General features: G+C 40.8%; 20 protein-coding genes. 5 read left to right on the top strand and 15 right to left on the bottom strand.

Annotation, left to right across the window (positions count from 1 at the left end):
• Nucleotides 1-18: 18 nt before the first annotated feature.
• On the top strand, nt 19-2,133 hold the full coding sequence (locus tag ACUR5C_RS09020) for a M14 family zinc carboxypeptidase (protein WP_454464787.1): 2,115 nt from the start codon (nt 19-21) through the stop codon (nt 2,131-2,133).
• A 43-nt stretch (nt 2,134-2,176) separates the two neighbouring features.
• Here the strand turns inward: ACUR5C_RS09020 and ACUR5C_RS09015 are convergent, their stop codons facing one another.
• Nucleotides 2,177-2,827, bottom strand: coding sequence for a pseudouridine synthase (locus ACUR5C_RS09015; RefSeq protein WP_454464786.1), 651 nt, complete (start codon nt 2,825-2,827; stop codon nt 2,177-2,179).
• A 250-nt stretch (nt 2,828-3,077) separates the two neighbouring features.
• Between ACUR5C_RS09015 and ACUR5C_RS09010 the strand changes: the two genes are divergently transcribed.
• On the top strand, nt 3,078-5,300 hold the full coding sequence (locus tag ACUR5C_RS09010; protein ID WP_454464785.1) for an NADP-dependent isocitrate dehydrogenase: 2,223 nt from the start codon (nt 3,078-3,080) through the stop codon (nt 5,298-5,300).
• Between the two features lie 223 nt (nt 5,301-5,523).
• Here ACUR5C_RS09010 and cspD read toward each other — a convergent pair whose 3' ends face one another.
• Nucleotides 5,524-5,760, bottom strand: coding sequence for a cold shock domain-containing protein CspD (gene cspD, locus ACUR5C_RS09005; protein WP_454464784.1), 237 nt, complete (start codon nt 5,758-5,760; stop codon nt 5,524-5,526).
• A 335-nt stretch (nt 5,761-6,095) separates the two neighbouring features.
• On the opposite strand from cspD, the gene clpS reads away from it, so the two are divergent.
• Both clpS and clpA read left to right on the top strand, forming a co-directional pair.
• Nucleotides 6,096-6,416, top strand: coding sequence for an ATP-dependent Clp protease adapter ClpS (clpS, locus tag ACUR5C_RS09000; RefSeq protein ID WP_454464783.1), 321 nt, complete (start codon nt 6,096-6,098; stop codon nt 6,414-6,416).
• Between the two features lie 93 nt (nt 6,417-6,509).
• A complete protein-coding gene (gene clpA / locus ACUR5C_RS08995) occupies nt 6,510-8,789 on the top strand; it encodes an ATP-dependent Clp protease ATP-binding subunit ClpA (RefSeq protein WP_454464782.1) in 2,280 nt (759 codons plus the stop codon).
• A 155-nt stretch (nt 8,790-8,944) separates the two neighbouring features.
• On the opposite strand, the gene infA is transcribed toward clpA, so the two are convergent.
• The 13 genes from infA to ACUR5C_RS08930 all read right to left on the bottom strand — a co-directional run bounded on the left by infA (nt 8,945) and on the right by ACUR5C_RS08930 (nt 21,833).
• The gene (gene infA, locus ACUR5C_RS08990) at nt 8,945-9,163 is read right to left on the bottom strand and encodes a translation initiation factor IF-1 (protein ID WP_454464781.1); all 219 of its coding nucleotides are present in this window, start codon (nt 9,161-9,163) and stop codon (nt 8,945-8,947) included.
• 82 nt (nt 9,164-9,245) lie between these two features.
• Nucleotides 9,246-9,968, bottom strand: coding sequence for an arginyltransferase (locus ACUR5C_RS08985; protein WP_454464780.1), 723 nt, complete (start codon nt 9,966-9,968; stop codon nt 9,246-9,248).
• 1 nt (nt 9,969) lies between these two features.
• On the bottom strand, nt 9,970-10,737 hold the full coding sequence (gene aat, locus ACUR5C_RS08980) for a leucyl/phenylalanyl-tRNA--protein transferase (RefSeq protein WP_454464779.1): 768 nt from the start codon (nt 10,735-10,737) through the stop codon (nt 9,970-9,972).
• Nucleotides 10,738-10,817: 80 nt separating this feature from the next.
• On the bottom strand, nt 10,818-11,477 hold the full coding sequence (locus tag ACUR5C_RS08975; protein ID WP_454464778.1) for a CoA transferase subunit B: 660 nt from the start codon (nt 11,475-11,477) through the stop codon (nt 10,818-10,820).
• A 12-nt stretch (nt 11,478-11,489) separates the two neighbouring features.
• Nucleotides 11,490-12,194 (bottom strand): CoA transferase subunit A, encoded by a 705-nt coding sequence (locus ACUR5C_RS08970; RefSeq protein ID WP_454464777.1) that lies wholly within the window; start codon nt 12,192-12,194, stop codon nt 11,490-11,492.
• Between the two features lie 63 nt (nt 12,195-12,257).
• The gene (locus tag ACUR5C_RS08965; protein WP_454464776.1) at nt 12,258-13,157 is read right to left on the bottom strand and encodes a hydroxymethylglutaryl-CoA lyase; all 900 of its coding nucleotides are present in this window, start codon (nt 13,155-13,157) and stop codon (nt 12,258-12,260) included.
• A complete protein-coding gene (locus tag ACUR5C_RS08960; protein WP_454464775.1) occupies nt 13,158-15,167 on the bottom strand; it encodes an acetyl/propionyl/methylcrotonyl-CoA carboxylase subunit alpha in 2,010 nt (669 codons plus the stop codon).
• A gap of 18 nt (nt 15,168-15,185) precedes the next feature.
• Nucleotides 15,186-15,989 (bottom strand): enoyl-CoA hydratase/isomerase family protein, encoded by an 804-nt coding sequence (locus ACUR5C_RS08955; RefSeq protein ID WP_454464774.1) that lies wholly within the window; start codon nt 15,987-15,989, stop codon nt 15,186-15,188.
• A 39-nt stretch (nt 15,990-16,028) separates the two neighbouring features.
• Complete coding sequence (locus tag ACUR5C_RS08950) at nt 16,029-17,636, bottom strand: carboxyl transferase domain-containing protein (protein WP_454464773.1); 1,608 nt, start codon at nt 17,634-17,636, stop codon at nt 16,029-16,031.
• A gap of 34 nt (nt 17,637-17,670) precedes the next feature.
• On the bottom strand, nt 17,671-18,807 hold the full coding sequence (locus ACUR5C_RS08945) for an acyl-CoA dehydrogenase family protein (RefSeq protein ID WP_454464772.1): 1,137 nt from the start codon (nt 18,805-18,807) through the stop codon (nt 17,671-17,673).
• A gap of 129 nt (nt 18,808-18,936) precedes the next feature.
• The gene (locus ACUR5C_RS08940; RefSeq protein WP_454464771.1) at nt 18,937-20,118 is read right to left on the bottom strand and encodes an acetyl-CoA C-acyltransferase; all 1,182 of its coding nucleotides are present in this window, start codon (nt 20,116-20,118) and stop codon (nt 18,937-18,939) included.
• Between the two features lie 174 nt (nt 20,119-20,292).
• Complete coding sequence (locus ACUR5C_RS08935) at nt 20,293-21,453, bottom strand: isovaleryl-CoA dehydrogenase (protein ID WP_454464770.1); 1,161 nt, start codon at nt 21,451-21,453, stop codon at nt 20,293-20,295.
• 8 nt (nt 21,454-21,461) lie between these two features.
• Complete coding sequence (locus ACUR5C_RS08930; RefSeq protein ID WP_454464769.1) at nt 21,462-21,833, bottom strand: MerR family transcriptional regulator; 372 nt, start codon at nt 21,831-21,833, stop codon at nt 21,462-21,464.
• Between the two features lie 336 nt (nt 21,834-22,169).
• On the opposite strand from ACUR5C_RS08930, the gene ACUR5C_RS08925 reads away from it, so the two are divergent.
• Entirely contained in the window at nt 22,170-24,779 is a 2,610-nt protein-coding gene (locus ACUR5C_RS08925) for a lipopolysaccharide biosynthesis protein (protein ID WP_454464768.1), read from the top strand.
• Nucleotides 24,780-24,818: the final 39 nt, after the last annotated feature.

The following is a 24,818-nucleotide window of genomic DNA, read 5'->3' as shown; positions in this document are numbered from 1 at the left end:
AAGTTAAGGAAAGCTCACATGAGTGCGTTACAACGGATCCTGAGTTTTACGGTATTATTTATATTTGCTAATCAATGCGCTGGTTTTAATTCTTTGGCTCATAAACAGCAAAACCTCACTAAACCAAATGCAGCATCAACTTCTGTGGCTAGCCCACAAGCATTTAAAGTATCTCATCAGAATGAAAGCATGCTGCACAAAGCGGCAATAACATTTCATCATGGTGTATTAGAAGTTAAATACCAGCAGGGCTTTATTATTTTAGATTTAAATAATAACGAAATTGAGTCATTGCGTTCTTTTGGTTTTAAAGTTGAAAAAGCCGATCTGTGGCAGCAAAAATATGAGCAACATATAAAAAGCTTGGCGCAATCTAAAAGCCAATTAAGTGCTAACCAGGCTTCGGGCATTCCGGGGTATCCATGTTATCCAACTGTTGAAGAAACTTTTGCTCGCGCCCAGGCGCTAAGTCAAAATTATGCCGGCCTAGCTGAGTGGATTGATATTGGTGACTCATGGTCAAAAGCGAACGGGCAGGGTGGATACGATTTAATGGTGCTAAAAGTCACAAACCAAGCAGTTGTTAAAGACAAGCCAATTTTATTTATTCATAGTGCAATGCATGCAAGAGAACTTACGACTGCAGCATTAACATTAGAGTTCGCGGAAAAGCTGCTTGGTGATTACGCAACTGACGCTGATAGTCGATTTATTATTAACGAACATGAAGTCCACTTTCTTTTTCAAATGAATCCGGACGGACGTAAGATCGCTGAGTCTGGTGTATATCAACGTAAGAATACAAATCAAAACCATTGCCCAGGAAGCGATGTAGGGGTTGATTTAAATCGTAATTTTGCATTCTTTTGGAATACAACAGCCAATGGCTCTAGTGGTGAGCCTTGTAATGCGACTTACCGAGGGCCTAGTGCAGAGTCTGAGCCTGAAACGATTGCCGTTTCAAACTATATTAGAAGCCTTTATCCTGACGAAAGGGGAGAGAATGAGCAAGATCCGGCGCCGACGAATAAGCCGGGATTGCATCTCGATATGCATAGCTATAGTGAACTAGTGTTATGGCCATATGGCCAAACCCGAAATACCTCACCTAACGACATTGGGTTTAAGGCGCTGGGTAATAAATTAGCTTGGTTTAACAATTATACACCTACCCAAAGTGTAGGGCTTTATCCCACAGATGGAACCAGTGATGATGTCAGTTACGGTGAACTGGGTGTAGCGGCAATCACTTTTGAATTGGGAACCTCATTTTTTCAAAGCTGTGGTATTTACCAAAATGAAGTAAGACCTGATAATTTTAAAGCTTTAAAATATGCGGCTAAAGTTGTGGCAGCGCCTTATGAGCTTGCGCGTGGCCCAGAAGTAACTCAACTTGAGCTAAACGGCTCAGAGTCTTTAGTTACAGTAGCCAAGTCGGGGCAATTAAATGTAAAAGCTGTCGCAAATGCTACACTGACAAAACTTTCCAGTAATAATCGAACCATTTCTAAAGTCATTTATTCAATCGATTCACCCATTGGTAGCGACACTGCAGGCTTACCTGAGTTTGAAGAAAATGACGGAAATTTAAGTTCTGGCGTTGAGGAATTTAGCACTAATATTGACGTTTCAAGTTTGTCGGTTGGAGAGCACATTCTTTATACCCAAGCCTTTAGTCGAGCAGGTCAACCTGGCGTTGTAAGTGCAAAGTTTTTTATGGTTGCTGAAAATAGCTCACCCGTACCGCAAATAGATTATAGTTGTACATTCTTGGTATGTGAGTTCGATGCAAGCGCCAGTAGTGATAGTGATGGAGTCATTACTTCTTATCTTTGGACACTAGATCAAACAGAAACTCTAAATGGAACGCTTGTATCACACACTTTCTCAGAAGAAGGTTCAAAAACTATTCAGTTAACTATTACTGATAATACCGGCAACCAAGCATCTACAAGCTTAACAATTGAAGTCGTGAAAGAAGTGGTTGTCACACCACCGGTTGAAACTCCTGAGCAACCGCAGAGTTCGTCTGGTGGTGGCAGTAATACGCCATGGTCTCTTACTCTACTTTGTTTGTGGTGTGGGATTATTTTGATCCAATCACGCCAATCGAGAAAGCTTAACTGGTTTTAATTTTATCTCGCTCAGCCTCATTAGCTTACCTGGTAGCCGTTAACTAAAGTTTACGGCTATCTAGTAGCTTAGATTCGCCGGGCATAAGGTTTCCAATATCCCAATTTCCAACAGACATTCGAATTAATCTTAAGGTAGGAAAGCCAACTGCAGCAGTCATGCGCCTCACTTGACGATTTTTACCTTCGGTTATGCTTAAGGCTATCCAGCTCGTTGGTATAGACTGCCTAAATCGTACTGGTGGATTTCTAGGCCAAAGGCTTTCAACTTGTTCTGGGGTTAGCTGCTTGGCCTCTGCTGGGCGAGTTATCCCGTCTTTTAAACTAACGCCTTTGGCTAATTGAGTAAGCGCTGATGAGGTTATTTCTCCCTCGACTTGAACCCAATAAGTTTTAACCTTTGAAAATTTTGGATGTGAAATCTGATGTTGAATTTTACCGTTGTTGGTAAGTATGAGTAATCCTTCTGAGTCTTTGTCTAAACGTCCAGCAGCGTACACTCCAGGAGTCTTTATATAATCTGCTAAAGTCTCATCGCCAGACTCTCCGGTAAATTGACAGAGTGTGTTATAGGGCTTATTAAAGGCTATAATAATGGTATTTTCTGGCACTTGAGGCGTTTTTTGTCGAGATCGGCTGTATTTAGACTTGTTGTTTGACTTACCTCGAATAGGCCGTTTAGCGGGATGCTGCATGTAATGTACCTGTGGCTAATAGAAGTCAGTCGACACTAGAGTAAATTTCTTTAATAACCGATAGTGTTACTAAAAAACGGGCTTAATCTAGGAATAATTAAAACAAATAGCGTATAATTTGCGCCATCTATTTTACGCAACTGGTACTTAATGGTTCAAGCGGTATTAGGAATAAGTTTCTAATCCAACCGAACAAGTAAGTATCGATGGATGATTTAACCGCGGTTCAACTTTGAAACTAGGACACCAAATGACGACATCAAAGATTATTTACACTAAAACTGACGAAGCACCAGCTTTAGCGACATATTCCTTATTGCCAATTATTGAAAGCTTCACTAAAGCAGCTGGTATTGAAGTTGAAACAAGAGACATTTCTTTAGCGGCTAGAATACTTGCAGTGTTTCCCGAGCATCTCACTGCCGAGCAACGTGTGGCAGATGCTTTATCAGAGTTAGGCGATTTAGCTAAAACACCTGAGGCTAATATTATAAAACTCCCCAATATTAGTGCGTCAATTCCTCAATTAAAAGCGACTATCAAAGAGCTTCAGACAAAAGGCTTTAATTTACCTGATTATCCAGAAGAGCCAAGCAATGATGAAGAAGCGCAAATTAAAAATACTTACGACAAAGTTAAAGGAAGTGCGGTAAACCCCGTATTACGAGAAGGAAATTCTGATCGACGCGCCCCAGCTTCGGTTAAAAACTATGCCAAGAAAAACCCGCATAGTATGGGCGCTTGGTCTGCAGATAGTGACTCGCACGTAGCAAGTATGAGCGATTCTGACTTTTTTGGTTCTGAAAAATCATTAACCATGCCAAGCGCAGACACTTTAACTATTTCATTGCAAAATAAAGACGGTATATCTTCAATATTAAAAGAGGGTTTATCTGTTCTAGAAGGCGAGATTATTGACGCAGCGGTACTTAGTACCGAGAAGTTGCGTGCTTTTATTAAAGCGCAAATTGAAGACGCTAAGCAACGTAATATTTTATTTTCGTTGCATTTGAAAGCGACTATGATGAAGGTGTCTGACCCGATTATTTTCGGTCATGTTGTGTCGGTTTTTTATGCCGATGTTTTACAAAAGCATGCTGATGTAGTCGAGGAATTAGGCGTTGATTTAAATAATGGTTTTGGCGACTTACTAAACAAAATTCAAACTTTGCCAGAAGCCAAACAAGCTGAAATTTTAGCTGATATTAATGCTTTATACGAATCAAGACCTGACATCGCAATGGTTGACTCAGATAAAGGCATAACCAATTTACATGTTCCTTCAGATGTTATTGTAGACGCCTCTATGCCTGCAATGATCCGTAGTTCAGGCCAAATGTGGAATTCTAAAGGCGAGCTGCAAGATACAAAAGCAATTATTCCTGATCGCTGTTATGCCAGTGTATATCAAGCGACAATCGATTTTTGTAAGCAAAACGGTGCTTTCGACCCTGCAACAATGGGGAGTGTGCCCAATGTTGGTTTAATGGCACAAAAAGCTGAAGAGTACGGCTCGCACGACAAAACTTTTGAGATAGCAGAAAGTGGTTCTGTTAGAGTCACTAACTCGCAAGGTGAGGTTATTTTAGAACATGAAGTTGCTAAAGGCGATATTTGGAGAATGTGCCAAGTAAAAGACGCTCCCATAAAAGATTGGGTTAAGTTAGCAGTTAACCGAGCGCGACTAAGTGATACTCCTGCAGTTTTTTGGCTAGATGCTAAGCGAGCACATGACGCCCAGCTTATCAGTAAAGTAGAAGCTTACTTAACGGAACACGACACTGAAGGCTTAGACATAAAAATTATGTCGCCACTAGAAGCAACCTTACACACTTTAGATAGAGTAAAAGCAGGTAAAGACACCATATCGGTTACCGGCAATGTGCTTCGTGATTATCTTACCGATTTGTTCCCAATATTAGAGTTAGGAACGAGTGCTAAGATGTTATCTATTGTGCCATTAATGAACGGTGGTGGTTTGTTTGAAACAGGCGCTGGTGGTTCGGCACCTAAACATGTCCAGCAGTTTGAAAAAGAAAACCATTTGCGCTGGGACTCGTTAGGAGAGTTTCTAGCTTTAGCCGCTTCGCTAGAGCATTTAAGCAACGTAAATGACAACTCAAAAGCTCAGGTTTTAGCTGACGCGTTAGATGCTGCAACCGGAACTTTCTTAGACAATAACAAATCGCCGTCTAGAAAAGTTGGCGAATTAGATAATCGTGGGAGTCACTTTTATCTTGCGATGTATTGGGCTCAAGAACTGGCTAGCCAAACTTCAGATTCAGAAATTAGTGCTAAGTTTAAAGACATAGCACAGCAATTATCGGAAAAGGAGCAGGTTATCGTAGATGAGTTAAATGCTGTGCAAGGACAAGCGATGGATATTAACGGTTATTATTATCCTGATGAAAGCCAAGCATCCGCTGCTATGCGTCCTAGCCAAAGTTTAAATGAAATACTCGCCAAGCTTTAGTTTGCCGATACTTTAAATGCAAAAACACGAGCTTCGGCTCGTGTTTTTTTTTATCAAAGTAATTGACGTGTTTTTGTGGTGTTAGAACTTACTAGGCTAAAGCATTTGGAGTTTATTTTAATTTTTTATTTTTCTTTGGCGCATAAAAAATCTGGCACAAAATTGCAGATTGAGATTGCGTGTGGTGTCATTAAACCCAATATTAAAATTGGGTTTAGATTAACTAGTCTTCTTTTTCGGAAGCTTTTAGCTCACCAGCTTTTGGGCTAATATCCAGGGCGTGCAGTCCTTTAGGGCCTTCGCAAGTTCCAAAAGTTACCTCTTGGCCTGCTTTTAGGCTTTTGTAGCCATCCATTTCGATTGTGGAATAGTGTGCAAAAATATCATCACCACCATTGTCTGGTCTAATGAAGCCATAACCTTTTGCGTTGTTAAACCACTTTACTGTGCCTGTCGCCATGTTCTACTCCTCGTTTATCCTTTGTCACATAATTCATTGAATTAACGCAGCGATACTACCATGCTAAGCCAACTAAAATTGTGATACATCTAGCTATTTCAATCTATAACTTACGTCATAGCCTACTTTTTAGGCATATTAACAAGCTATGAATCGCATAAAACAGATTAAAAGTCAAGTCTAAATTTTGTTGCTGTGAACCCGATAGTAAAATAAAAAAGCAAGCTATTGAAAAACGGCTGGTTTTACCCCATTAAAGTCGCATAAAATAAGTTATTGATAAAAAGCTTCCATTTGAAGCTGCAAATTTTAACTGATTGACTAGAATATAAGATATGAGCAACGAAAATAATCCCCAGGATGAGCATGGCGTCGCAGTCGCAGAGAGTAAACCTGAAACTAAGAAACCAAAAATGTATCGGGTGGTCTTATTAAATGATGATTACACGCCAATGGATTTTGTGGTTCAAGTTTTGAAGCGCTTTTTCTATAAGACTTCAGAGCAAGCGACAAAAGTCATGTTGCAGATTCACTATGAGGGGTATGGAATTGCTGGTGTCTATACAGCAGAAATTGCTGAAACGAAAGTCGCATTGGTGAATGATTATTCGCGATCTCATGATCATCCACTGATGTGTACCATGGAAGAAGATTAACCCGACTTAGTTACTAAGTCTCAAGACGGAATTTTTAAAGAGTTCAATAGTTTGTCTGTTGAGTTCGAGTACTACTACTAAGGTGTGTAAGCGATGTTAAGTAAAGACTTAGAATTAACCTTAAACTTAGCTTTTACCGATGCTCGGGAAAAGCGACATGAATATATGACGGTGGAGCACTTATTACTCGCCTTATTAGATAATGCTAACTCCGCTGGTGTATTGAGAGCTTGTGGTGCTGATGTAGAAAAGCTGCATAGCCAGTTGCTAAGCTTCATTGATGAAACCAGTCATATTTTGCCAGCAGAAGCTGGGGATGTTGAGACACAACCTACGTTGGGGTTTCAGCGCGTGCTGCAACGAGCTGTTTTTCATGTTCAGTCTTCCGGTAAGAAAGAAGTCACGGGTGCCAATATATTGGTGGCTATTTTCAGTGAACAGGAAAGTCAGGCTGTATATTTGTTACAACAGCAAGATATTAGTCGCTTAGATATTGTCAATTATATTTCTCACGGGATTTCTAAAATTCCTGGTGAAGAAGCCGAAACCGACGGGCTGGAGTTTGAGTCGCCCGATAAAGAAGAGACCAATAAACAGCCTACAGCGTTGGAGTCTTATACGGTTAATTTAAATCAAGAGGCTTTAGAAGGAAAAATTGATCCTTTGATAGGACGTAGTTTAGAGATAGAAAGAACGATTCAAATACTTTCCAGGCGGCGCAAAAATAACCCCTTATTTGTTGGTGAAGCAGGGGTCGGAAAAACGGCCATTGCAGAAGGTTTAGCCAAACGTATCGTTGATAAAGAAGTACCAGAGGTTATTAGTGATTGCCATATTTATTCATTAGATTTGGGCGCATTGTTAGCCGGTACAAAGTATCGTGGTGATTTTGAAAAGCGTTTAAAGGCTGTTTTAGCTGAGCTAAAAGCCGAAGATCATGCGGTATTATTTATAGATGAAATACACACTATCATTGGCGCTGGTTCAGCGTCAGGTGGAGTGATGGATGCGTCGAATTTAATAAAACCGATGCTAGCTAACGGACAGTTAAAGTGTATGGGCTCAACGACTTTTCAAGAGTATCGCGGAATCTTTGAAAAAGATCGGGCCTTGGCGCGACGTTTTCAAAAGGTCGACATCGATGAGCCGAGTATTCCAGATACTGTTGATATTCTTAAAGGGCTACGAAGCCGCTATGAAGACCATCATGAAGTTAAGTACTCTGACGCAGCATTACATTCTGCGGTTGAACTGTCGGCGAGATATATTAACGATAGACAGTTACCGGATAAGGCAATTGATGTAATAGATGAGGCGGGAGCTAATCGTCAGCTACAAGATAAAGAAGACCGCTCGCAATCAATATCGGTTCAAGATATTGAAAACATTATTGCCAAAATGGCTAAAATTCCGGCTAAAACTGTTTCTAGTTCTGATAAAAAATCGTTGAAGAACCTTGAGCGAAACTTAAAGATGGTGGTATTCGGGCAAGATGAAGCAATTGAGACTTTAACTACGGCAATTAAGTTGTCTCGTTCTGGTTTAGGAGTGGAAGATAAGCCTATTGGTAGTTTCTTATTAGCTGGACCAACCGGAGTGGGTAAAACTGAAGTAACTAAGCAGCTCGCTAAGATTATGGGGATTGAGTTTATTCGATTTGATATGTCAGAGTATATGGAAGCACATACAGTATCTCGTTTAATTGGCGCGCCTCCTGGTTATGTCGGTTATGACCAGGGTGGATTATTAACTGAAGCGGTCACTAAACACCCTTATTCAGTTATTTTGCTCGACGAAATTGAAAAGGCTCACACCGACGTTTATAACTTGCTGCTGCAAGTTATGGATCATGGTACTTTGACAGATAATAACGGACGCAAAGCCGACTTTAGAAATGTTATTTTGGTTATGACTACTAATGCCGGGGCGGCAGAGTTAGAAAAACCAAGCATTGGCTTTCAACAGCAGTCTAAAGAGTCGGACAACTTAGAAGTTATTAACCGTGTATTTACCCCAGAGTTTAGAAACCGTTTAGACGCTACAGTGTGGTTTAAGTCGCTTGATATGCAGGTAATTTGCTCCGTGGTCGATAAGTTTATCGTTGAACTACAAAGCCAGCTAGACAATAAAGGTGTTTCGCTTGAAGTTACTCAAGAAGCGCGTAATTGGTTAGCAGAGCAAGGCTTCGACAAAACCATGGGTGCAAGACCTATGGCACGGGTAATGCGCGATAAAATAAAGAAAGAGCTAGCTGAAGAGCTATTATTTGGCAAGCTCGCAAATGGCGGTCAAGTTGTCGTGGGCTACAGTGCGTCGCAGCAGAAGCTTACTTTCGAGATAGGTAAGAAAAAGGAATTAGCAGTTAAACAATAATTTGATAGGCACAAAAAAACAGGTTTAGACCTGTTTTTTTGTGGGATATTTTTACCGGCCTAGTAGTTAACCGATTGGTAGGTAACCGATTAATTTTCAACTCTTGGGTATAAATTCCAGAATCTGTTACTTTTAGGGAAACAACAGCTTATAGGTTATCTAGCTCTAAAAGTAATTCTGCCTTTTGAAAGGTCATAAGGCGTCATTTCGACCGTTACTTTGTCACCGGTTAAAATACGAATGTAGTTTTTACGCATTTTGCCAGAAATATGTGCAGTAACAATGTGCCCATTTTCTAATTCTACGCGAAACATAGTGTTTGGTAATGTTTCTAGAACAGTACCTTCTAATTCAATGCAATCTTCTTTTGCCATACTCTCACAAATTTTAGTTGAGTTTAAAACGCGCGTAATAATGCCTGAAATCTAGCTAATAATCAAAGGCTTTTACGGTTTGCTAAGATAAAATGACCCATTGTTCATTCACAAAACATTCTAGTGGGCGATATTCCCCTTTATAAGCCATTTTTTGGCTGTTTTTTATCCAATAGCCCAGGTAAACATAGTCAGATAATTGTTGTTTGCAAAGTTCAATAAGTTTAAGTATTGCTAGTCGACCTAAGCTAAATTTTGCATAGGCTGGGTCAAAAAAGGTATACACAGCAGATAACCCATCGTCAACTTGGTCATAGACACAACAAGCGACTAATTGTTGCGATTGAATGTCATAAAAGTTGAGGTAACGGCAATCGAGCCAGTCAGTTAGAAGAAATTCTTGATATTGTTTAGCCGAAGCAGGGTACATATCGCCGTCTTTATGACGTGCGTTGATGTAGTTTTCAAATAGTTGATAGTGAGTTTGGTTAAAGTGAGCGGGCTCATGTGAAACTCGAAATTTTGAAGCGCCTTTTAAGCAGCGGCGCTGTTGCTTGTTGGGCTTAAATTGAAAGCTAGGAACTCTGACCGAAATACAAGCTTGGCAAGTGTCACAATGGGGCCTATAAATATGCTCACCACTGCGTCTAAAGCCTTTGTTAATCAGCGCGGTATAAAGCAAAGTGTCATTTGGCACTTCCGGTGAAAGAAACATGGTTTTAGATAGTTGTTGAGGCAAATACGGGCAGTCATGAGCGGGAGTAAGATAAAAACTTAATTGAGTAGGTTTAAATTGACTCGCCATGTTAACAACCGATCTGAAAATTAGTTGTCGCTAAATCGCGATTGGTAAAAGTGACATTGTGCTGTTGAATGTTTTGCGTTACCAGTTGAGCAGGGGACCAAAGATCGCCGGGTAAGCTCGGTTGCACTGTTGATTCGAGGTAACTAAGGTAGTTTTCTCGTGAGATATTTTTAGCGCCCAAGCTCATTAAATGCGGGTTTTCTACTTGGCAATCGATGATTTTAAAGCCGAAAGGTTTTAAGTAGTTTATTAGCGCTGTTAACGCCGTTTTAGAGCCATTGGGGATGCTACTAAACATTGATTCACCACAAAAAGTGCCTCCAACATTTACCCCGTAAATTCCGCCTACTAACTGATTGTTTTGCCAAACTTCTACGGAATGCGCGCGCTTAATTTCATGCAATGCTAAATAGGCTTGTTTCATCTCTAGAGTAATCCAAGTCCCATTAATATCATCTCTTGGTTTGGCGCAGGCTTCTAAGACTTGAGCGAAAGCTGCGTTTAAAGTAATTGTAATTGACGGGCACTGCAACAGGCGTTTAACTTCTTTGCGAAGCTTAAATTGCTCGATAAAAAACACCGTGCGTGGATCAGGAGACCACCACAAAATTGGCTCTTCATGAGAATACCAGGGAAATATTCCTAGGCTGTAGGCCGTGAGCAGGCGTGACGTTGATAAATCACCGCCAGCAGCTAACAGACCATTGGGTTCAGCCAAAGCCTGGTGCACTGTAGGAAAAGGGGTGTCGATATCTAAATACGCTAGCATAATTAAAGCATAGCACTAACAAAAAAGAGATACACTAAATAGGTATCTCTTTTGAGTGTGATTTAGAATTAAAACAAATATCAGTTGAACTGCATCTCAGGAATTTCTCCTTCGATAATAAGTTTTCCGGCTGTTTTTTGTTTTATCTCGTCTACGCTGACACCCGGAGCTCTTTCTATTAAATAAAATGCACCATTTTTTATTTCTAATACCGCTAAGTCGGTTACAACTTTTTTAATACAATCGACACCCGTTAGAGGTAGAGTGCAACTTTCTAGTAATTTAGAATTACCATGCTTGTCTGCGTGGGTCATTGTAACCACTATATTTTGTGCACCTGCAACTAAATCCATCGCGCCGCCCATACCTTTCACAAGTTTACCGGGAATCATGTATGATGCGATATTACCGTTTTGATCAACTTCGAACGCGCCAAGTACGGTGAGATCGACATGGCCACCTCTAATCATTGCAAAACTTTCTGCCGATGAAAAAATAGAAGCGCCGGCAATTGCCGTCACAGTTTCTTTGCCTGCGTTGATCATATCAGGGTCAACTTGTTCTTTAGTAGGGTAAGGTCCCATACCAAGTAAGCCATTTTCTGACTGCAGCATTACTTCAATGTTTTTAGGTACATAATTCGCGACTAAAGTAGGGATTCCAATTCCTAAATTTACATAAAACCCGTCTTCAAGTTCTTGCGCCACTCGCTTAGCAATTTGTTCTCTGTTTAATGCCATTTTCTTGCTCCCTTAATTGCTTTCAGCCAATGTTAAACGTTCTATTCGTTTTTCAAAGCTTGCTTGAATTACGCGATCGACATAAATACCTGGGGTGTGAATTTGGGTTGGTTTTAACTCACCAACTTCGACAATTTCTTCAACTTCAACCACCGTAATTTTTCCGGCTGTTGCAGCCATTGGATTGAAGTTCATGGCTGTATCACGATAGACTAGATTACCGGTTTTATCGGCTTTCCATGCTCTAATAATGGCGAAGTCTCCAGTGATAGACTCTTCCAAAATATAGTTTTTGCCATTGTATTGGCGTGTTTCTTTTCCTTCAGCTACCGGTGTGCCGTAACCTGTTGCAGTATAAAAAGCAGGAATACCAGCACCACCTGCGCGCATTTTTTCAGCTAATGTACCTTGAGGAGTTAACTCTACCTCTAGCTCTCCTGACAAAAACTGACGTTCAAACTCGGCGTTTTCACCAACATAAGAAGAAATCATTTTCTTTATTTGCTTGTCTTGTAATAATAAGCCTAAGCCAAAATCATCAACGCCGCAGTTATTTGAGACAAAGGTCAAATCTTTAGTTCCCATTTTTTTAATTTCTGCAATTAACCCTTCCGGGATCCCGCACAAACCAAATCCGCCTGCAATGACGGTCATACCGTCAGTTAATCCGTGCATCGCCTCGCTGTAGCTCGATACGACTTTGTTAAAGCCGGCCATAAATCTACTCCTATTAAATTTTTTAGTCGCCAATATTTTTATTGGAGCGTGTCGTTTAATTATTTATCTTTTTGCTAGTAACGCTTTCGCTACTTTAGAGTTGTTTTCGCGCTTTAAATAGCGGCTAATATAATCACCTGCAGCAACGAGTTGCTCTAAATCAACATGATGCTTAATACCTAATCCATTGAGTAAATACACAACATCTTCAGTTGCAACGTTTCCACTTGCGCCTTTTGCATATGGACAACCACCGAGTCCCGCGACTGATGAATCAATATTCATTATTCCCATTTCAAGCGCGGCATATATATTAGCTAAAGCTTGACCGTAAGTATCGTGAAAATGTACGGCAATTTGTTTTAAAGGAATCAATTTTTCGATGGTTTCAATTAATGTTTTTGTTTTTCCTGCAGTACCAGTGCCAATTGTATCACCTAGAGAAATTTCGTAACTACCACTTTGGTACAATAGTCGAGCAACTTCGGCGACTTTTTCGGCTGCTATGTCGCCTTCATAGGGACAACCCATAACACACGAAACGTAGCCTCTTACTTTTACCTGATGTTTTGCGGCGGCTTCAAATATTGGTTCGAATCGCTCAATACTTTGCTTAATAGAGCAATTAATATTTTTTTTAGAAAAGCTCTCTGAGGCTGCCGCAAATACCGCGACTTCTTTCACGCCACAGCTTAGCGCATTTTCAAAGCCTTTTAGGTTTGGAGTGAGTACTGGGTAATTAACTGAACCAGAAAAATCCAGTTGTTTAGCTATTTCTAAATGATCTGACATTTGCGGAACCCATTTGGGCGAAACAAAGCTAGTTGCTTCAATGACGCTTAAGCCGCTTTTAGCGAGCCGCCTAATAAGTTCCAATTTTACTTCGGTAGGTACTGGCGTCGCTTCGTTTTGAAGCCCGTCGCGCACGCCAACTTCAATTATTTTTACTGAATCTGGTAGCACTTACTCTTCCTCAAAAGTGATAAGTTCGGCACCGTCTTCTACTAAGTCGCCAACTTTATAAAATACATCGGCTACCACCGCATCTTGGTGAGCTTTGATGGTATGTTCCATTTTCATTGCTTCCATTACGATAAGAGCTTGGCCTTGCTCAACTGAGTCACCTGCGGAAACTAATACGTCTATTATAGTACCCGGCATAGGGGCGGTTAAATTGGCTTGCGAGTCTTGACCGAGTTCAACTTGGCTATGATCGACTATTTCAATCTCCCAGTTTTTCGCATTTTTAAAGATGACCATTCGGTTCGCGTTTTCGGCAATATTGAGTACGTGTTGGTGGCCATTAATATTTAGATGGAGTTTTGCTTGTGCTTGTTCGTCAAAACTTAAGTTTCCTGATACCCTGTATTCATTGTTTTCTATTTCAAATATAAATCCATGCTCTCTAAAGTGTGCAATGATTGGATAGGTTTGGCCTGCGTAAATTAGCTCCATCGCATGATGGTTGTCTTCATTAAGTCTCCAGCCTGAATTATCGTTCCAAGGTGAGCGACTATCTATACAACCATATTGATTTAATTGCATTTGATTAAGTAATACTTTTAATGCTGCAGCGGCTAACAATGAATGGTCTATTTGGTCGTTATAAACAAGCAACTCTTCATCGTGTTTCTCTAGAAAATGGGTATCAAGATCAGCATTGATAAAAGCGTCATTGCTGGCTAGTTGATGCAAAAACTCGATATTAGTGGTAACGCCCGCTACATGGAAATTCTTTAACGCACCTCTTAAACGGGCGAGGGCGGCGTCTCTATTGTGATCCCAGACAATTAATTTTGCTATCATTGGGTCGTAATATACCGATACCGAGTCACCAGAAATTATGCCTGAATCTACGCGCACGTTTTGATTAATTTTAGGTAAACCTAAATGATGAATTTGCCCGGTTGCTGGTAAAAAATCGTTGCTAGGATCTTCAGCATAAATTCGCGCTTCAAAGGCGTGTCCCGTCATGCTAATTTGACTCTGCTGTTTCGGCAGTGCTAATCCGTTAGCAACCATTATTTGCCACTCGACCAAATCGAGTCCAGTAATCATTTCAGTGACAGGGTGCTCAACTTGAAGTCGCGTGTTCATTTCCATAAAGTAAAATGATCCATCTTCGTCGTATAAAAACTCGACCGTACCAGCGCCTTGGTAACCTATGGCTTGCGCTGCTTTTATTGCTACTGCGCCCATTTTTTGTCGGTTAACTTCACTTAAACCTGGAGCTGGCGCCTCTTCAATAACTTTTTGGTGGCGACGCTGTACGCTACAGTCACGCTCAAATAGATGCACAGCGTTATTGTGAGAGTCTGCAAATACTTGAATTTCAACGTGACGGGGTTTGGTTAAATACTTTTCAATTAATACTCTGTCGTCACCAAAAGAAGATATAGATTCGCGTTTACATGAGTTAAGCGCTTCGATAAAGTCTTTGCTTTTTTCAACCACACGCATGCCTTTACCTCCACCTCCGGCGGTGGCTTTTATTAGCAATGGATAGCCTATTTTATCAGCTTCTGCTTGTAAGGTAGCTTCGCTTTGGTCTTCGCCATGATAGCCCTCAACTAATGGAACACCGGCTTTTTGCATAATGGATTTTGCGGTGCTTTTAGAGCCCATAGCAACAATAGCTTCAACAGGTGGACCCACAAAGACAATATTATTAGCTGCACATTGCTTTGCAAAGCTCGCGTTTTCAGAAAGAAAACCGTAGCCTGGGTGGACCGCATCAGCGTTTGCTTGTTTAGCGACTTCGATAATTTTGTCAGTTTTTAAATAGCTGTCTTTTGCCGCTGAGCCGCCCACGTAATAAGCTTCATTAGCGAGCTTAACATGTTGAGCGTTTTTGTCTGCATCAGAATAAACTGCTACACACTCAATTCCCATTGCTTGCGCGGTTTTAATAATTCTGCACGCAATCTCACCACGGTTGGCGATTAATAACTTACTAATTCCAATTTGTCGCATTAATTTGTCCTGCAATGTTTATTCTTGTATGTCTTGATTAAGCCAGCTTGGCGAGCGCTTTTCTAGGAATGCAGCGACTCCTTCTTTACCTTCTACAGAGGCACGAATATCTGCGATTCGCTGCGCAGTTTCTCTAATTAATTCTTCGTTTATCGATTGGTTATAAACGTAATCGACCAGTTTATTTGCTTGATGCATAGCTTGAGGGCTATTGCTTAAAAGGCTATTAATATAGTCACTAGCGCTAGTTTCTAACGCTTCGTGGTCTACAACAATATGCACTAAACTCATCATTTGTGCTTGTTGTGCATTAAACCTTTCTGCAGAAATAAAATAGCGCTTAGCGTTTCGCTCGCCCAGTGCTCTAACAACATAAGGGCTAATTACAGCAGGGATTAAACCGAGTTTAACTTCTGATAGGCAAAACTGTGCTTTGTTACTTGCAATAACAATGTCGCAACAGGCGACTAAGCCAACACCACCACCAAACGCTGCACCTTGGACTATTGCTACTGTTGTTTTCGAGCAACTGTCTAGCGCTTGCATTAAACCAGCAAGTTGTAGAGAGTCTTGGTAGTTTTCTTCCCAGCTATAAGTGGCCATTCGTTTCATCCAGTTGAGATCTGCACCGGCAGAAAAGCTTTTACCGTTGGCCGCTAAAACTAGAATTTTTACATTATCATCTTGATCAATTTTATTAATTTCTTGGGTCAATTGACGAATCATTTTGTCGTCAAACGCATTATGAATTTGCGGGCGGTTCATGCGTATTGTGGCAACGCCATTGTCTTGTATATCAACTTTTAAAATTGCTTCACTCATTGTTTAGCCTTTATTATAAAATTCACAATATTCTTTAAACTACATTCTAAATACACCAAACTTTGTTTCTTCGGTTGGGGCGTTTAAACTGGCAGAAAGTCCTAACCCTAAAACTTTGCGAGTGTCGGCTGGGTCGATAACACCATCATCCCAGAGTCTCGCGCTAGCGTAGTAGGGGTGGCCTTGCTCTTCATACATGGCCTCAATGGGCGCTTTAAACTTAGTTTCATCAGCTTCGCTCCAAGACTCGCCCTTACGTGCATAGTTGTCACGCTTAACTTGCGCTAACACATTGGCTGCTTGTTCGCCTCCCATAACTGAAATGCGCGCATTAGGCCACATCCACAAAAATCTTGGGCTATAGGCGCGACCGCACATTCCATAATTACCTGCGCCAAAACTTCCGCCAACAATAACAGTAAACTTAGGCACTTTGGCACAGGCAACCGCGGTAACCATTTTTGCGCCATTTTTTGCAATGCCACTGTTTTCGTATTTACGCCCGACCATAAAGCCAGTAATGTTTTGTAAAAACACTAAAGGAATATTACGTTGACAGCACAGCTCAATAAAATGTGCGCCTTTTAATGCTGATTCAGAAAACAATATTCCGTTATTGGCAACTATACCAACAGGGTATCCCCAAATTTTTGCAAAACCACACACTAAAGTTGTGCCATAAAGCGGTTTAAACTCATCAAACGCACTTGCGTCTACAATGCGCGCAATAATTTCTTTTATATCAAAAGGCTTTCGTGAGTCGGTTGGAATAACGCCATAAATATCTTCTAACGGGTAGGCTGGCGCTTGCGGCTCTGCTACTTTCCAGGGGGTGTGCTTTTGTCTGTTCAAGTGAGAAACACAATTGCGTGCTAAGCTGAGCGCGTGCTTATCATCAACTGCATAATGGTCGGTTACGCCCGAAGTTTTACAGTGTACATCGGCGCCACCTAAATCTTCTGCGGTCACTTCTTCACCTGTGGCCGCTTTAACTAATGGTGGGCCGCCAAGAAAAATAGTACCTTGTTCTTTTACAATAATACTTTCATCTGCCATTGCTGGAACATAAGCTCCACCAGCGGTACAACTGCCCATTACAACAGCAATTTGAGCAATACCTTTGGCTGATAAATTTGCTTGATTAAAAAAGATTCTGCCAAAGTGATCTCGATCAGGAAAAACTTGATCTTGTTGAGGTAAGTTAGCACCACCTGAGTCTACTAAATAAATACAGGGCAAATGATTTTGCTCGGCAATTTCTTGTGCTCTTAAATGTTTTTTCACAGTTTCAGGAAAGTAAGTGCCGCCTTTTACTGTTGCGTCGTTGGCAACAATAACGCATTCTTGTCCGTTAACCCGCCCAATACCAGTAATAATTCCGGCCGCAGGTACTTGGTCGTCATACATGCCGTAAGCAGCAAACTGTGATAACTCTAGAAAGGGAGAACCGACATCTAATAATTGCCTAACTCTATCTCTCGGTAATAACTTGCCTCGGCTAAGATGTTTTTGTTGGCGTTCAGTTCCGCCACCTTGAGCAATAACTAACATCTTATCTTTTAAATCATCGACAAGTGATTGCATTTTCTCGGCATTGGCCAAGAAGTCTGGGCTGCGCGGGTTGAGCTTGGTTTTAATTACTGGCATTTTTTAATCCGTTTAAATTAAAGCATGAGTTAATTTAGTCATTCATTACTGCTCTTGAAATAACAAGTTTTTGAACTTCGCTTGTTCCTTCATAAATTTGGCAAATTCTAACGTCGCGATAATATTTTTCTACTGGAAAGTCATTTAAGTAGCCATAGCCACCAAAGACTTGAATCGCATCAGAGCAAATTTTTTCAGCGACTTCACTGGCAAATAATTTGGCCATAGAAGCTTCTTTTAAACAGGGTTTGTTTTCATCCTTAAGTCGCGCTGCATTGTGTACCATAAGGCGAGCCGCTTCTAGCTGTGTTGCCATATCGGCTATTTTAAATCCAATAGCTTGATGCAAGTGAATAGGTTTACCAAATGCACTTCTTTCTAATGCATATTGCTTTGTTGCTTCTAATGCGGCTCTCGCGATACCAACACTTTGTGCAGCAATACCGATACGGCCGCCTTCTAAGCCAGACAACGCAATTTTGTAACCTTCACCTTCTTTACCTAATAGGTTGCTGGCTGGAATTCGACAATCCTCAAACAAAATTTGACAGGTGTCTGAAGCGTGCTGGCCTAGTTTGTGTTCAACGTTGCTGACCTGATAACCGGGCGTGTTAGTTGGTACAATAAAAGCAGAAATACCTTTTTTACCGGCACTTGGGTCGGTTACTGCAAATACAATGGCGATGTCAGCTGTTTTTCCAGAAGTAATAAACTGTTTTACTCCGTTTAAAACGTATTCGTCTCCATCTTTAACTGCTTTGGTTTTTAAATCTGAAGCATCTGAGCCTGCGTGAGGTTCAGTTAAGCAGAAAGCAGCGAGCTTTTCACCGGCAGCTAAAGGTTTCAAAAATTCTTCTTTTTGCGCGTCATTGCCAAAGTTTAAAATTGGCATACAACCAACCGAGTTAGTGACGCTAATCACTGTAGAACAAGCCGCATCGCCGGCGGCTATCTCTTCTAAAACGAGAGCGGCAGAAAAATATCCGATATCGCAGCCATGCCACTTTTCAGGCACTAGCATGCCATAAAATCCTAGTTCACCTAAGCCTTTTAAAGCGTCAGCCGGAAAGGTTTTGTCACGGTCCCATTGCGCAGCATAGGGGGTTATTTTTTCTGCGACATATTGACGAGCCGCGTCTTGAATCATGGTTTGTTCTTCAGTTAGAAGCATGAATAATCTCTCAATTAAACTGATGCCCAGCTATGGGTATCATTAAAATTTGTGGTGTTAACAAAAAAGTGTTATTGAAACCATTTATGGCACTTTATTAGTGCCACGTGGGTTTAATTAACGCTTCGTTTAAACGAGCTCAATAGCCATCGCGGTTGCTTCGCCACCACCAATACAAAGTGACGCAACCCCTTTACTTTTACCGTATTTTTTAAGTGCTGCAATTAAGGTAATTAAAATGCGTGTACCGCTAGTTCCAATAGGGTGGCCAAGTGCGCATGCGCCACCGTGTACGTTAACTTTTTCAGGGTCCAATTTAAGGTCTTTTATAGCGGCCATAGTGACAACGGCAAAGGCTTCATTTATTTCAAAAAGGTCAACATCGTCAACAGTCCATTGAACATTATCTAACAAGGTTTGCATTGCGCTGACTGGGGCAATGGTAAACTCTGCAGGTTTGCGAGCGTGAGTGGCATGTCCAACAATCTTCGCCAAGGGTTTTAAACCACGTTGTTGAGCGTCTGATTGACGCATTAATACAACCGCCGCAGCGCCATCTGATATTGAACTTGCATTGGCTGCAGTTACACTACCGTCTTTTTTGAAAGCAGGGCGCAAACTTGGAATTTTATCAGGACGCGCTTTTAATGGTTGTTCGTCGTGCTTAACTTCTACTTCACCTTTACGTGATTTAATCGTTACAGGAACAACTTCTTGGTCGAAAGAGCCATCTTCTATTGCTTTTTTGGCGCGCGCTAATGAGGTAATGGCAAACTCGTCTTGCTGTTCACGAGTAAATTTATAAGAGTCGGCACAATCTTCTGCAAAAACTCCCATTGCTTTGCCTTCGTAAGCGTCTTCTAGTCCGTCAAATGCCATGTGATCTAAGACTTGTGAGTGACCAAAACGATAGCCTTGACGCGCTTTAGGTAACATATGTGGCGCGTTACTCATGCTTTCCATTCCGCCAGCAATCATTACAGAGTTATTTCCTGCACTGAGCATATCATGGGCAAACATGACGGACTTCATACCAGAGCCACAAACTTTATTTATTGTGGTACAGCCGGTTGCTAAGGTTAAGCCTGCGCCAATACTGGCTTGACGTGCTGGTGCTTGGCCAAGCGCTGCAGGTAATACGCAGCCCATAATCACTTCGTCGACATCTTCTGCAGCAATACCAGAGCGCTCTACCGCGGCCTGTATAGCAAAAGCGCCAAGCTCAGTCGTTTTTAAAGGCGAAAGTTCGCCCATAAAACCGCCCATTGGGGTTCTAGCCATTCCAACAATAACGATAGGATCTTGTGACATTATCTTTTCCTCAAATCAATTTGTTTAATTCAACGCCAAAATACTGATTTGGCGGGATAGGTAGCCACTTTAGCTTCACTAGGGGCACCTTAACTGATACGACTGTTACCAAAAACACCATCCTGTTACTAGCTATGGTGTTTGTTGTATTAGGTTTATTAAATAATAATCGAATTAGCTTGTTTCTTTAAATAACTCTCGGCCAATAAGCATACGCCGAACTTCTGAAGTACCTGCGCCAATTTCATAGAGTTTGGCGTCGCGTAATAAACGGCCAGTAGCAAACTCATTGATATAACCGTTCCCACCGAGGCACTGTATTGCCTCTAAAGCCATTTGTGTGGCTTTTTCGGCACTGTATAAAATAACTCCAGCAGCGTCTTTGCGTGTAGTTTCGCCGCGGTCGCATGCTTGTGCAACGTTGTATACGTAAGACTTGCAAGCATTCATTGTTGTGTACATGTCGGCTAACTTGCCTTGCATTAATTGAAACTCGCCAATTGCTTTACCAAACTGTTTGCGTTCATGCACATAGGGCAAAACAATATCCATGCAAGCTTGCATAATACCGGTAGGGCCACCAGATAAAACGACTCTTTCATAATCTAGGCCACTCATTAACACACTAACACCTTGGTTGAGCTCACCTAAAATGTTTTCTTTTGGAACCGCACAATCTTCAAACACAAGTTCACAGGTATTTGAGCCGCGCATACCTAGTTTGTCTAGTTTTTGTGCTGTTGAAAAGCCGGCAAATTCTTTCTCAATGATAAACGCAGTTATACCTCTAGAACCGGCTGTTGGATCGGTTTTAGCGTAAACAATTAGTACATTAGCGTCTGGACCATTAGTGATCCACATTTTATTACCATTTAATAAATAATGATCGCCTTTGTCTTCTGCTTTCAGGCGTAAACTTACGACATCAGATCCCGCGCCTGGCTCGCTCATTGCGAGAGCACCAATATATTCACCAGAACATAATTTAGGTAAATATTTTTGTTTTTGAGCTTCCGTGCCATTTTTACGTAATTGGTTAAGGCAAAGATTTGAATGAGCCCCATAGCTTAAGCCTATGCTAGCAGATGCTCGGCTGATTTCTTCCATTGCGACAACATGCTCTAAATAACCTAATCCAGAACCACCGTACTCTTCTTCAACGGTCATACCAAGTAAACCCATTTCTCCAAACTTAGGCCAAAGCTCGTTCGGAAATTCGTTTTCTTGATCAACTCGTTCTGCAATTGGTGCGATTTCTTTTGCAGCAAATGCTCTAACTGTTTCACGGATCATATCGGCGGTTTCGCCAAGATTAAAATTTAAACCTGAATACATGAGTGCCTCTAGTTTTGATTAATTTTGTGTTCGAGCTGTTCTAGCTCAGTTAGCATAGTCTTAATGTCTTGTTGTTGTTGATACAGCGCGTCGCGCCTTTCTGCAATTTTAGTCAGTAGTAATTGAGTTTGTTTTTGTTCACCACTGGGTGAGTCGTACATTGAAATGATTTCGCGTATTTCCGATAAAGAAAAGCCAATTCGCTTTCCTCTAAGTATTAACTGAAGGCGAATTCGGTCGCCACGGCGATAGATACGCGTTGACCCGTTTCTCGCTGGAATGAGCAATTTCTCGTCTTCGTAGTGTCGAATAGAGCGAGGCGTAATTGAGAACTCTTGAGCGAGCTCACTTATGGAGTATGTTTTATCTAAATCAGTCATAGTAAGGCTATTATAGTTACCCTTTACGTGAACGTAAAGCTAGTGAAAGACCTTGCCATTGTGGTAAGACCTCTACTGAGCGGTTATTGCACCTTGTTTGAGTTGGTTGTTTTTTACCCGCTAGGTCGAGGGCTATACCTTATAACGTTACTTACTAAAACTATAAAAGTACGTTTTTTTATCTAAAAATGTGATAAGTTGAGCCGTTTTGTTGGGTTTTGGGTTAATATACTTCGAACAAAAATAAAACAGTTACTAACAATAATAAAGCGCTGCATTTGCACCGACGTTATATCGCAAAGCAAAAGATAAAGAATAATAAGCAAGGAGGCACTAATGACTCATGTGAATAAATCTACAAACGCCACTAACGGCGTTTCGTCAAACCTTGATCCGGCTAAGTGTAATCTAGATTCACAAGATGAAAATACAGATTGCGAATCAGTCGCTGCAACTAAAGTCATTCAGGCCGAAATCAATTTAATTAACAAGCAAAGGAAAAACCGGCTTAAAGAGCATTCAGACTCACCTAAAAATGACCAACAAGTCCCCTTAGATCCGCAACGATTTTACGACTCTGCGCCAGTTGACTTGATTGGGCTTGGAATATCCGGAGGGGGGATTCGCTCGGCGGCATTTTCAGTTGGGGTGATTCAAGCGCTAGATAGTAGCCGAAGTAAAAATGAAAATGAAAATACACTCTATGCACGAGTAGATTATCTATCTACAGTTTCTGGCGGTGGCTACACAGGATCTGCTGTAAGTTGGTTTAATTACACTAACTATACCCAAGGCGGAGAGAAAGATTATATTTGTCCTTTTGGCATTGCAAAAGAAGGCGTAAGAACTCAAGCGGTCAAGAAAGGTGCCACAGCCTCTAAAGACAAAATCAATCCCAACCAATTTTTATCTTATTTGCGCCAACACGGAAAGTACCTTACCCCAGGAAATGGGTTCAATATTGTTGCATTTATAGCCACAATTTTTAAAGCAATGACTACCTCTTTATTGTTTTATTTTAGTGTTGCATTCTTGGCATTTTCATTTAGTCCTTTACTGACTATTTATTTGGGTAAGCCTATTATTCATGCCAAACAATTTGGCATTTACGCAATTTATCTTGTGTGTGGCCTATTTGGCGTTTACTTACTTAGTGGGTTTGTTATGGGAATTCACGCTTGGGCTAAAAAGCGCAGGCAAAACCATACGCTTAGTATCTTTTTAAACTTTGTTTCAATATTCGCTATGCTGACTTTAGTGGTTGGTGCTTATTTTTTTGTGTTTATAAGCCAAGCAGGTGATTCATTTGTTGAAGAAGTCATTGTGGCCTTTTATGCACTTGCATTTTTGTATTTAATTGCACCCGGAAGTACTTTTTATTTTAACAGCAACAATTCTCATGATTATAATCGACGTTCGATTGTTTATTGGCGCCTAGGCTTAATTACAACATTAGCTTTAGTGTTAATCTTAGTCTTATTTATCCCTTGGCTTAGTCATGTTCTTTTTGTTGATATGCCACAAGCAATGAGTTACACCGGCTCTGTATCGTTTTTTAGTTTGATTGCCACTTTGTTTACATTACAAGAAAAGTTAAAAAAGAAAACTAAAGGTATACCAATTAATTATATTTTGTATCCGCTAGCGGCAATTCTTATTTTAAGTTTACTCGCGTTAGCTTACAGTTTAAATGCGCATCTTTTGGGTGATCAATTCAAATCAACGGTTGAAGTTGCTTGGCATAAAAACTTAGTGTTATTACCTTATGGTGTAGCTGCTTTAATCGTAATTGCAGGCACTATGATTAATTTAAATTACCTTTCCATTGGTAAAGTTTATCGCGATCGCTTAATGGAAACTTTTATGCCTTCAGTTGCCAGCGTCCAAAATAATCAGTGGGGACTTTCGTTTGACGCGGATAATAAAGTGCTGACAGATTTTGTTGATAATCAAGTTAAAACTACTGGGCCTTATCACCTAATTAATACTAACTTAGTACTTATTGACGATAAAGAAATTCGTTTTAAAGGTAGAGGCGGCGACAACTTTATTTTATCTCCTCTGTACTGCGGTTCAGACGCGACACAATGGTTGAGTTCAGATAAGTTTGAAGATGGTAAAATGACATTAGCAACTGCAATGGCGACCTCTGGTGCTGCGGTAAATCCTAATGCTGGAGTGGCAGGGCAAGGGGTAACCACTAACCGGATTGTTTCAATTCTTATGACACTGTTAAATGTTAGGTTAGGGCATTGGGTGAATAATTTAACGGCTAAGCCGAAACAACCAACGTTCTGGCGTCCAGGCCTTAAACAAGGTTTATTAGGTATTGGGTTTAACAGCGAAGCTGAGTTTTTAGAGCTATCTGATGGTGGGCACTTCGAAAATCTTGCGGTGTATGAGCTGATTAGGCGAAGAGTTAAAACTATTATTGTGAGTGATGCAGGTGCGGATCCTGGTTTTAATTTTGCCGATCTAGGCAATCTAGTCGAAAAAGTTAGAGCCGATTTTGGAGTATCTATTCGATTTGACTGTGTTTTCGATAAAGATGGTAAAGAGCTGGCTAAAGATGCCCTAGACAATTTGGAAAGCTGCATTAACTATGATTTAAGCTATCTTATTCCTGGTACCAGAGGAAATACCCCTTTTGAAAAGAAGTTTGAGCTGGCCGAAAGAGGCTTTGCAATTGCCAGAATTTACTATCCAGAAAAACAAGGAAAATCTGAGCCTGCTTATTTAATTTATCTTAAATCTACCATGATTACTGGTTTACCTGCAGATATTTACGCCTACAAGGCTGCTAACCGCAGTTTCCCTGATCAGCCAACGTCAGATCAGTTTTTTGATGAGAACCAATTTGAGAGTTATCGCGAACTTGGTTATCAAATCACTCGAGAAATGTTGCAAGATAAGGCTTGTAGAAAAATTTTAGCCATCGATAAGTAATAATAACCAGCGACTAGATACTCCGAACACTTAAAGCTA

It is taken from the genome of Aliikangiella aequoris (assembly GCF_053709105.1).
This window is presented reverse-complemented; position numbering and strand designations above follow the sequence as displayed.

Coding starts and splice junctions, on each gene's coding strand:
- ACUR5C_RS09020 (WP_454464787.1), top strand. CDS start 19: ATGAGTGCGTTACAACGGATCCTGAGTTTTACGGTATTATTTATATTT.
- ACUR5C_RS09015 (WP_454464786.1), bottom strand. CDS start 2,827: ATGCAGCATCCCGCTAAACGGCCTATTCGAGGTAAGTCAAACAACAAG.
- ACUR5C_RS09010 (WP_454464785.1), top strand. CDS start 3,078: ATGACGACATCAAAGATTATTTACACTAAAACTGACGAAGCACCAGCT.
- cspD (WP_454464784.1), bottom strand. CDS start 5,760: ATGGCGACAGGCACAGTAAAGTGGTTTAACAACGCAAAAGGTTATGGC.
- clpS (WP_454464783.1), top strand. CDS start 6,096: ATGAGCAACGAAAATAATCCCCAGGATGAGCATGGCGTCGCAGTCGCA.
- clpA (WP_454464782.1), top strand. CDS start 6,510: ATGTTAAGTAAAGACTTAGAATTAACCTTAAACTTAGCTTTTACCGAT.
- infA (WP_454464781.1), bottom strand. CDS start 9,163: ATGGCAAAAGAAGATTGCATTGAATTAGAAGGTACTGTTCTAGAAACA.
- ACUR5C_RS08985 (WP_454464780.1), bottom strand. CDS start 9,968: ATGGCGAGTCAATTTAAACCTACTCAATTAAGTTTTTATCTTACTCCC.
- aat (WP_454464779.1), bottom strand. CDS start 10,737: ATGCTAGCGTATTTAGATATCGACACCCCTTTTCCTACAGTGCACCAG.
- ACUR5C_RS08975 (WP_454464778.1), bottom strand. CDS start 11,477: ATGGCATTAAACAGAGAACAAATTGCTAAGCGAGTGGCGCAAGAACTT.
- ACUR5C_RS08970 (WP_454464777.1), bottom strand. CDS start 12,194: ATGGCCGGCTTTAACAAAGTCGTATCGAGCTACAGCGAGGCGATGCAC.
- ACUR5C_RS08960 (WP_454464775.1), bottom strand. CDS start 15,167: ATGCGACAAATTGGAATTAGTAAGTTATTAATCGCCAACCGTGGTGAG.
- ACUR5C_RS08955 (WP_454464774.1), bottom strand. CDS start 15,989: ATGAGTGAAGCAATTTTAAAAGTTGATATACAAGACAATGGCGTTGCC.
- ACUR5C_RS08950 (WP_454464773.1), bottom strand. CDS start 17,636: ATGCCAGTAATTAAAACCAAGCTCAACCCGCGCAGCCCAGACTTCTTG.
- ACUR5C_RS08945 (WP_454464772.1), bottom strand. CDS start 18,807: ATGCTTCTAACTGAAGAACAAACCATGATTCAAGACGCGGCTCGTCAA.
- ACUR5C_RS08940 (WP_454464771.1), bottom strand. CDS start 20,118: ATGTCACAAGATCCTATCGTTATTGTTGGAATGGCTAGAACCCCAATG.
- ACUR5C_RS08935 (WP_454464770.1), bottom strand. CDS start 21,453: ATGTATTCAGGTTTAAATTTTAATCTTGGCGAAACCGCCGATATGATC.
- ACUR5C_RS08930 (WP_454464769.1), bottom strand. CDS start 21,833: ATGACTGATTTAGATAAAACATACTCCATAAGTGAGCTCGCTCAAGAG.
- ACUR5C_RS08925 (WP_454464768.1), top strand. CDS start 22,170: ATGACTCATGTGAATAAATCTACAAACGCCACTAACGGCGTTTCGTCA.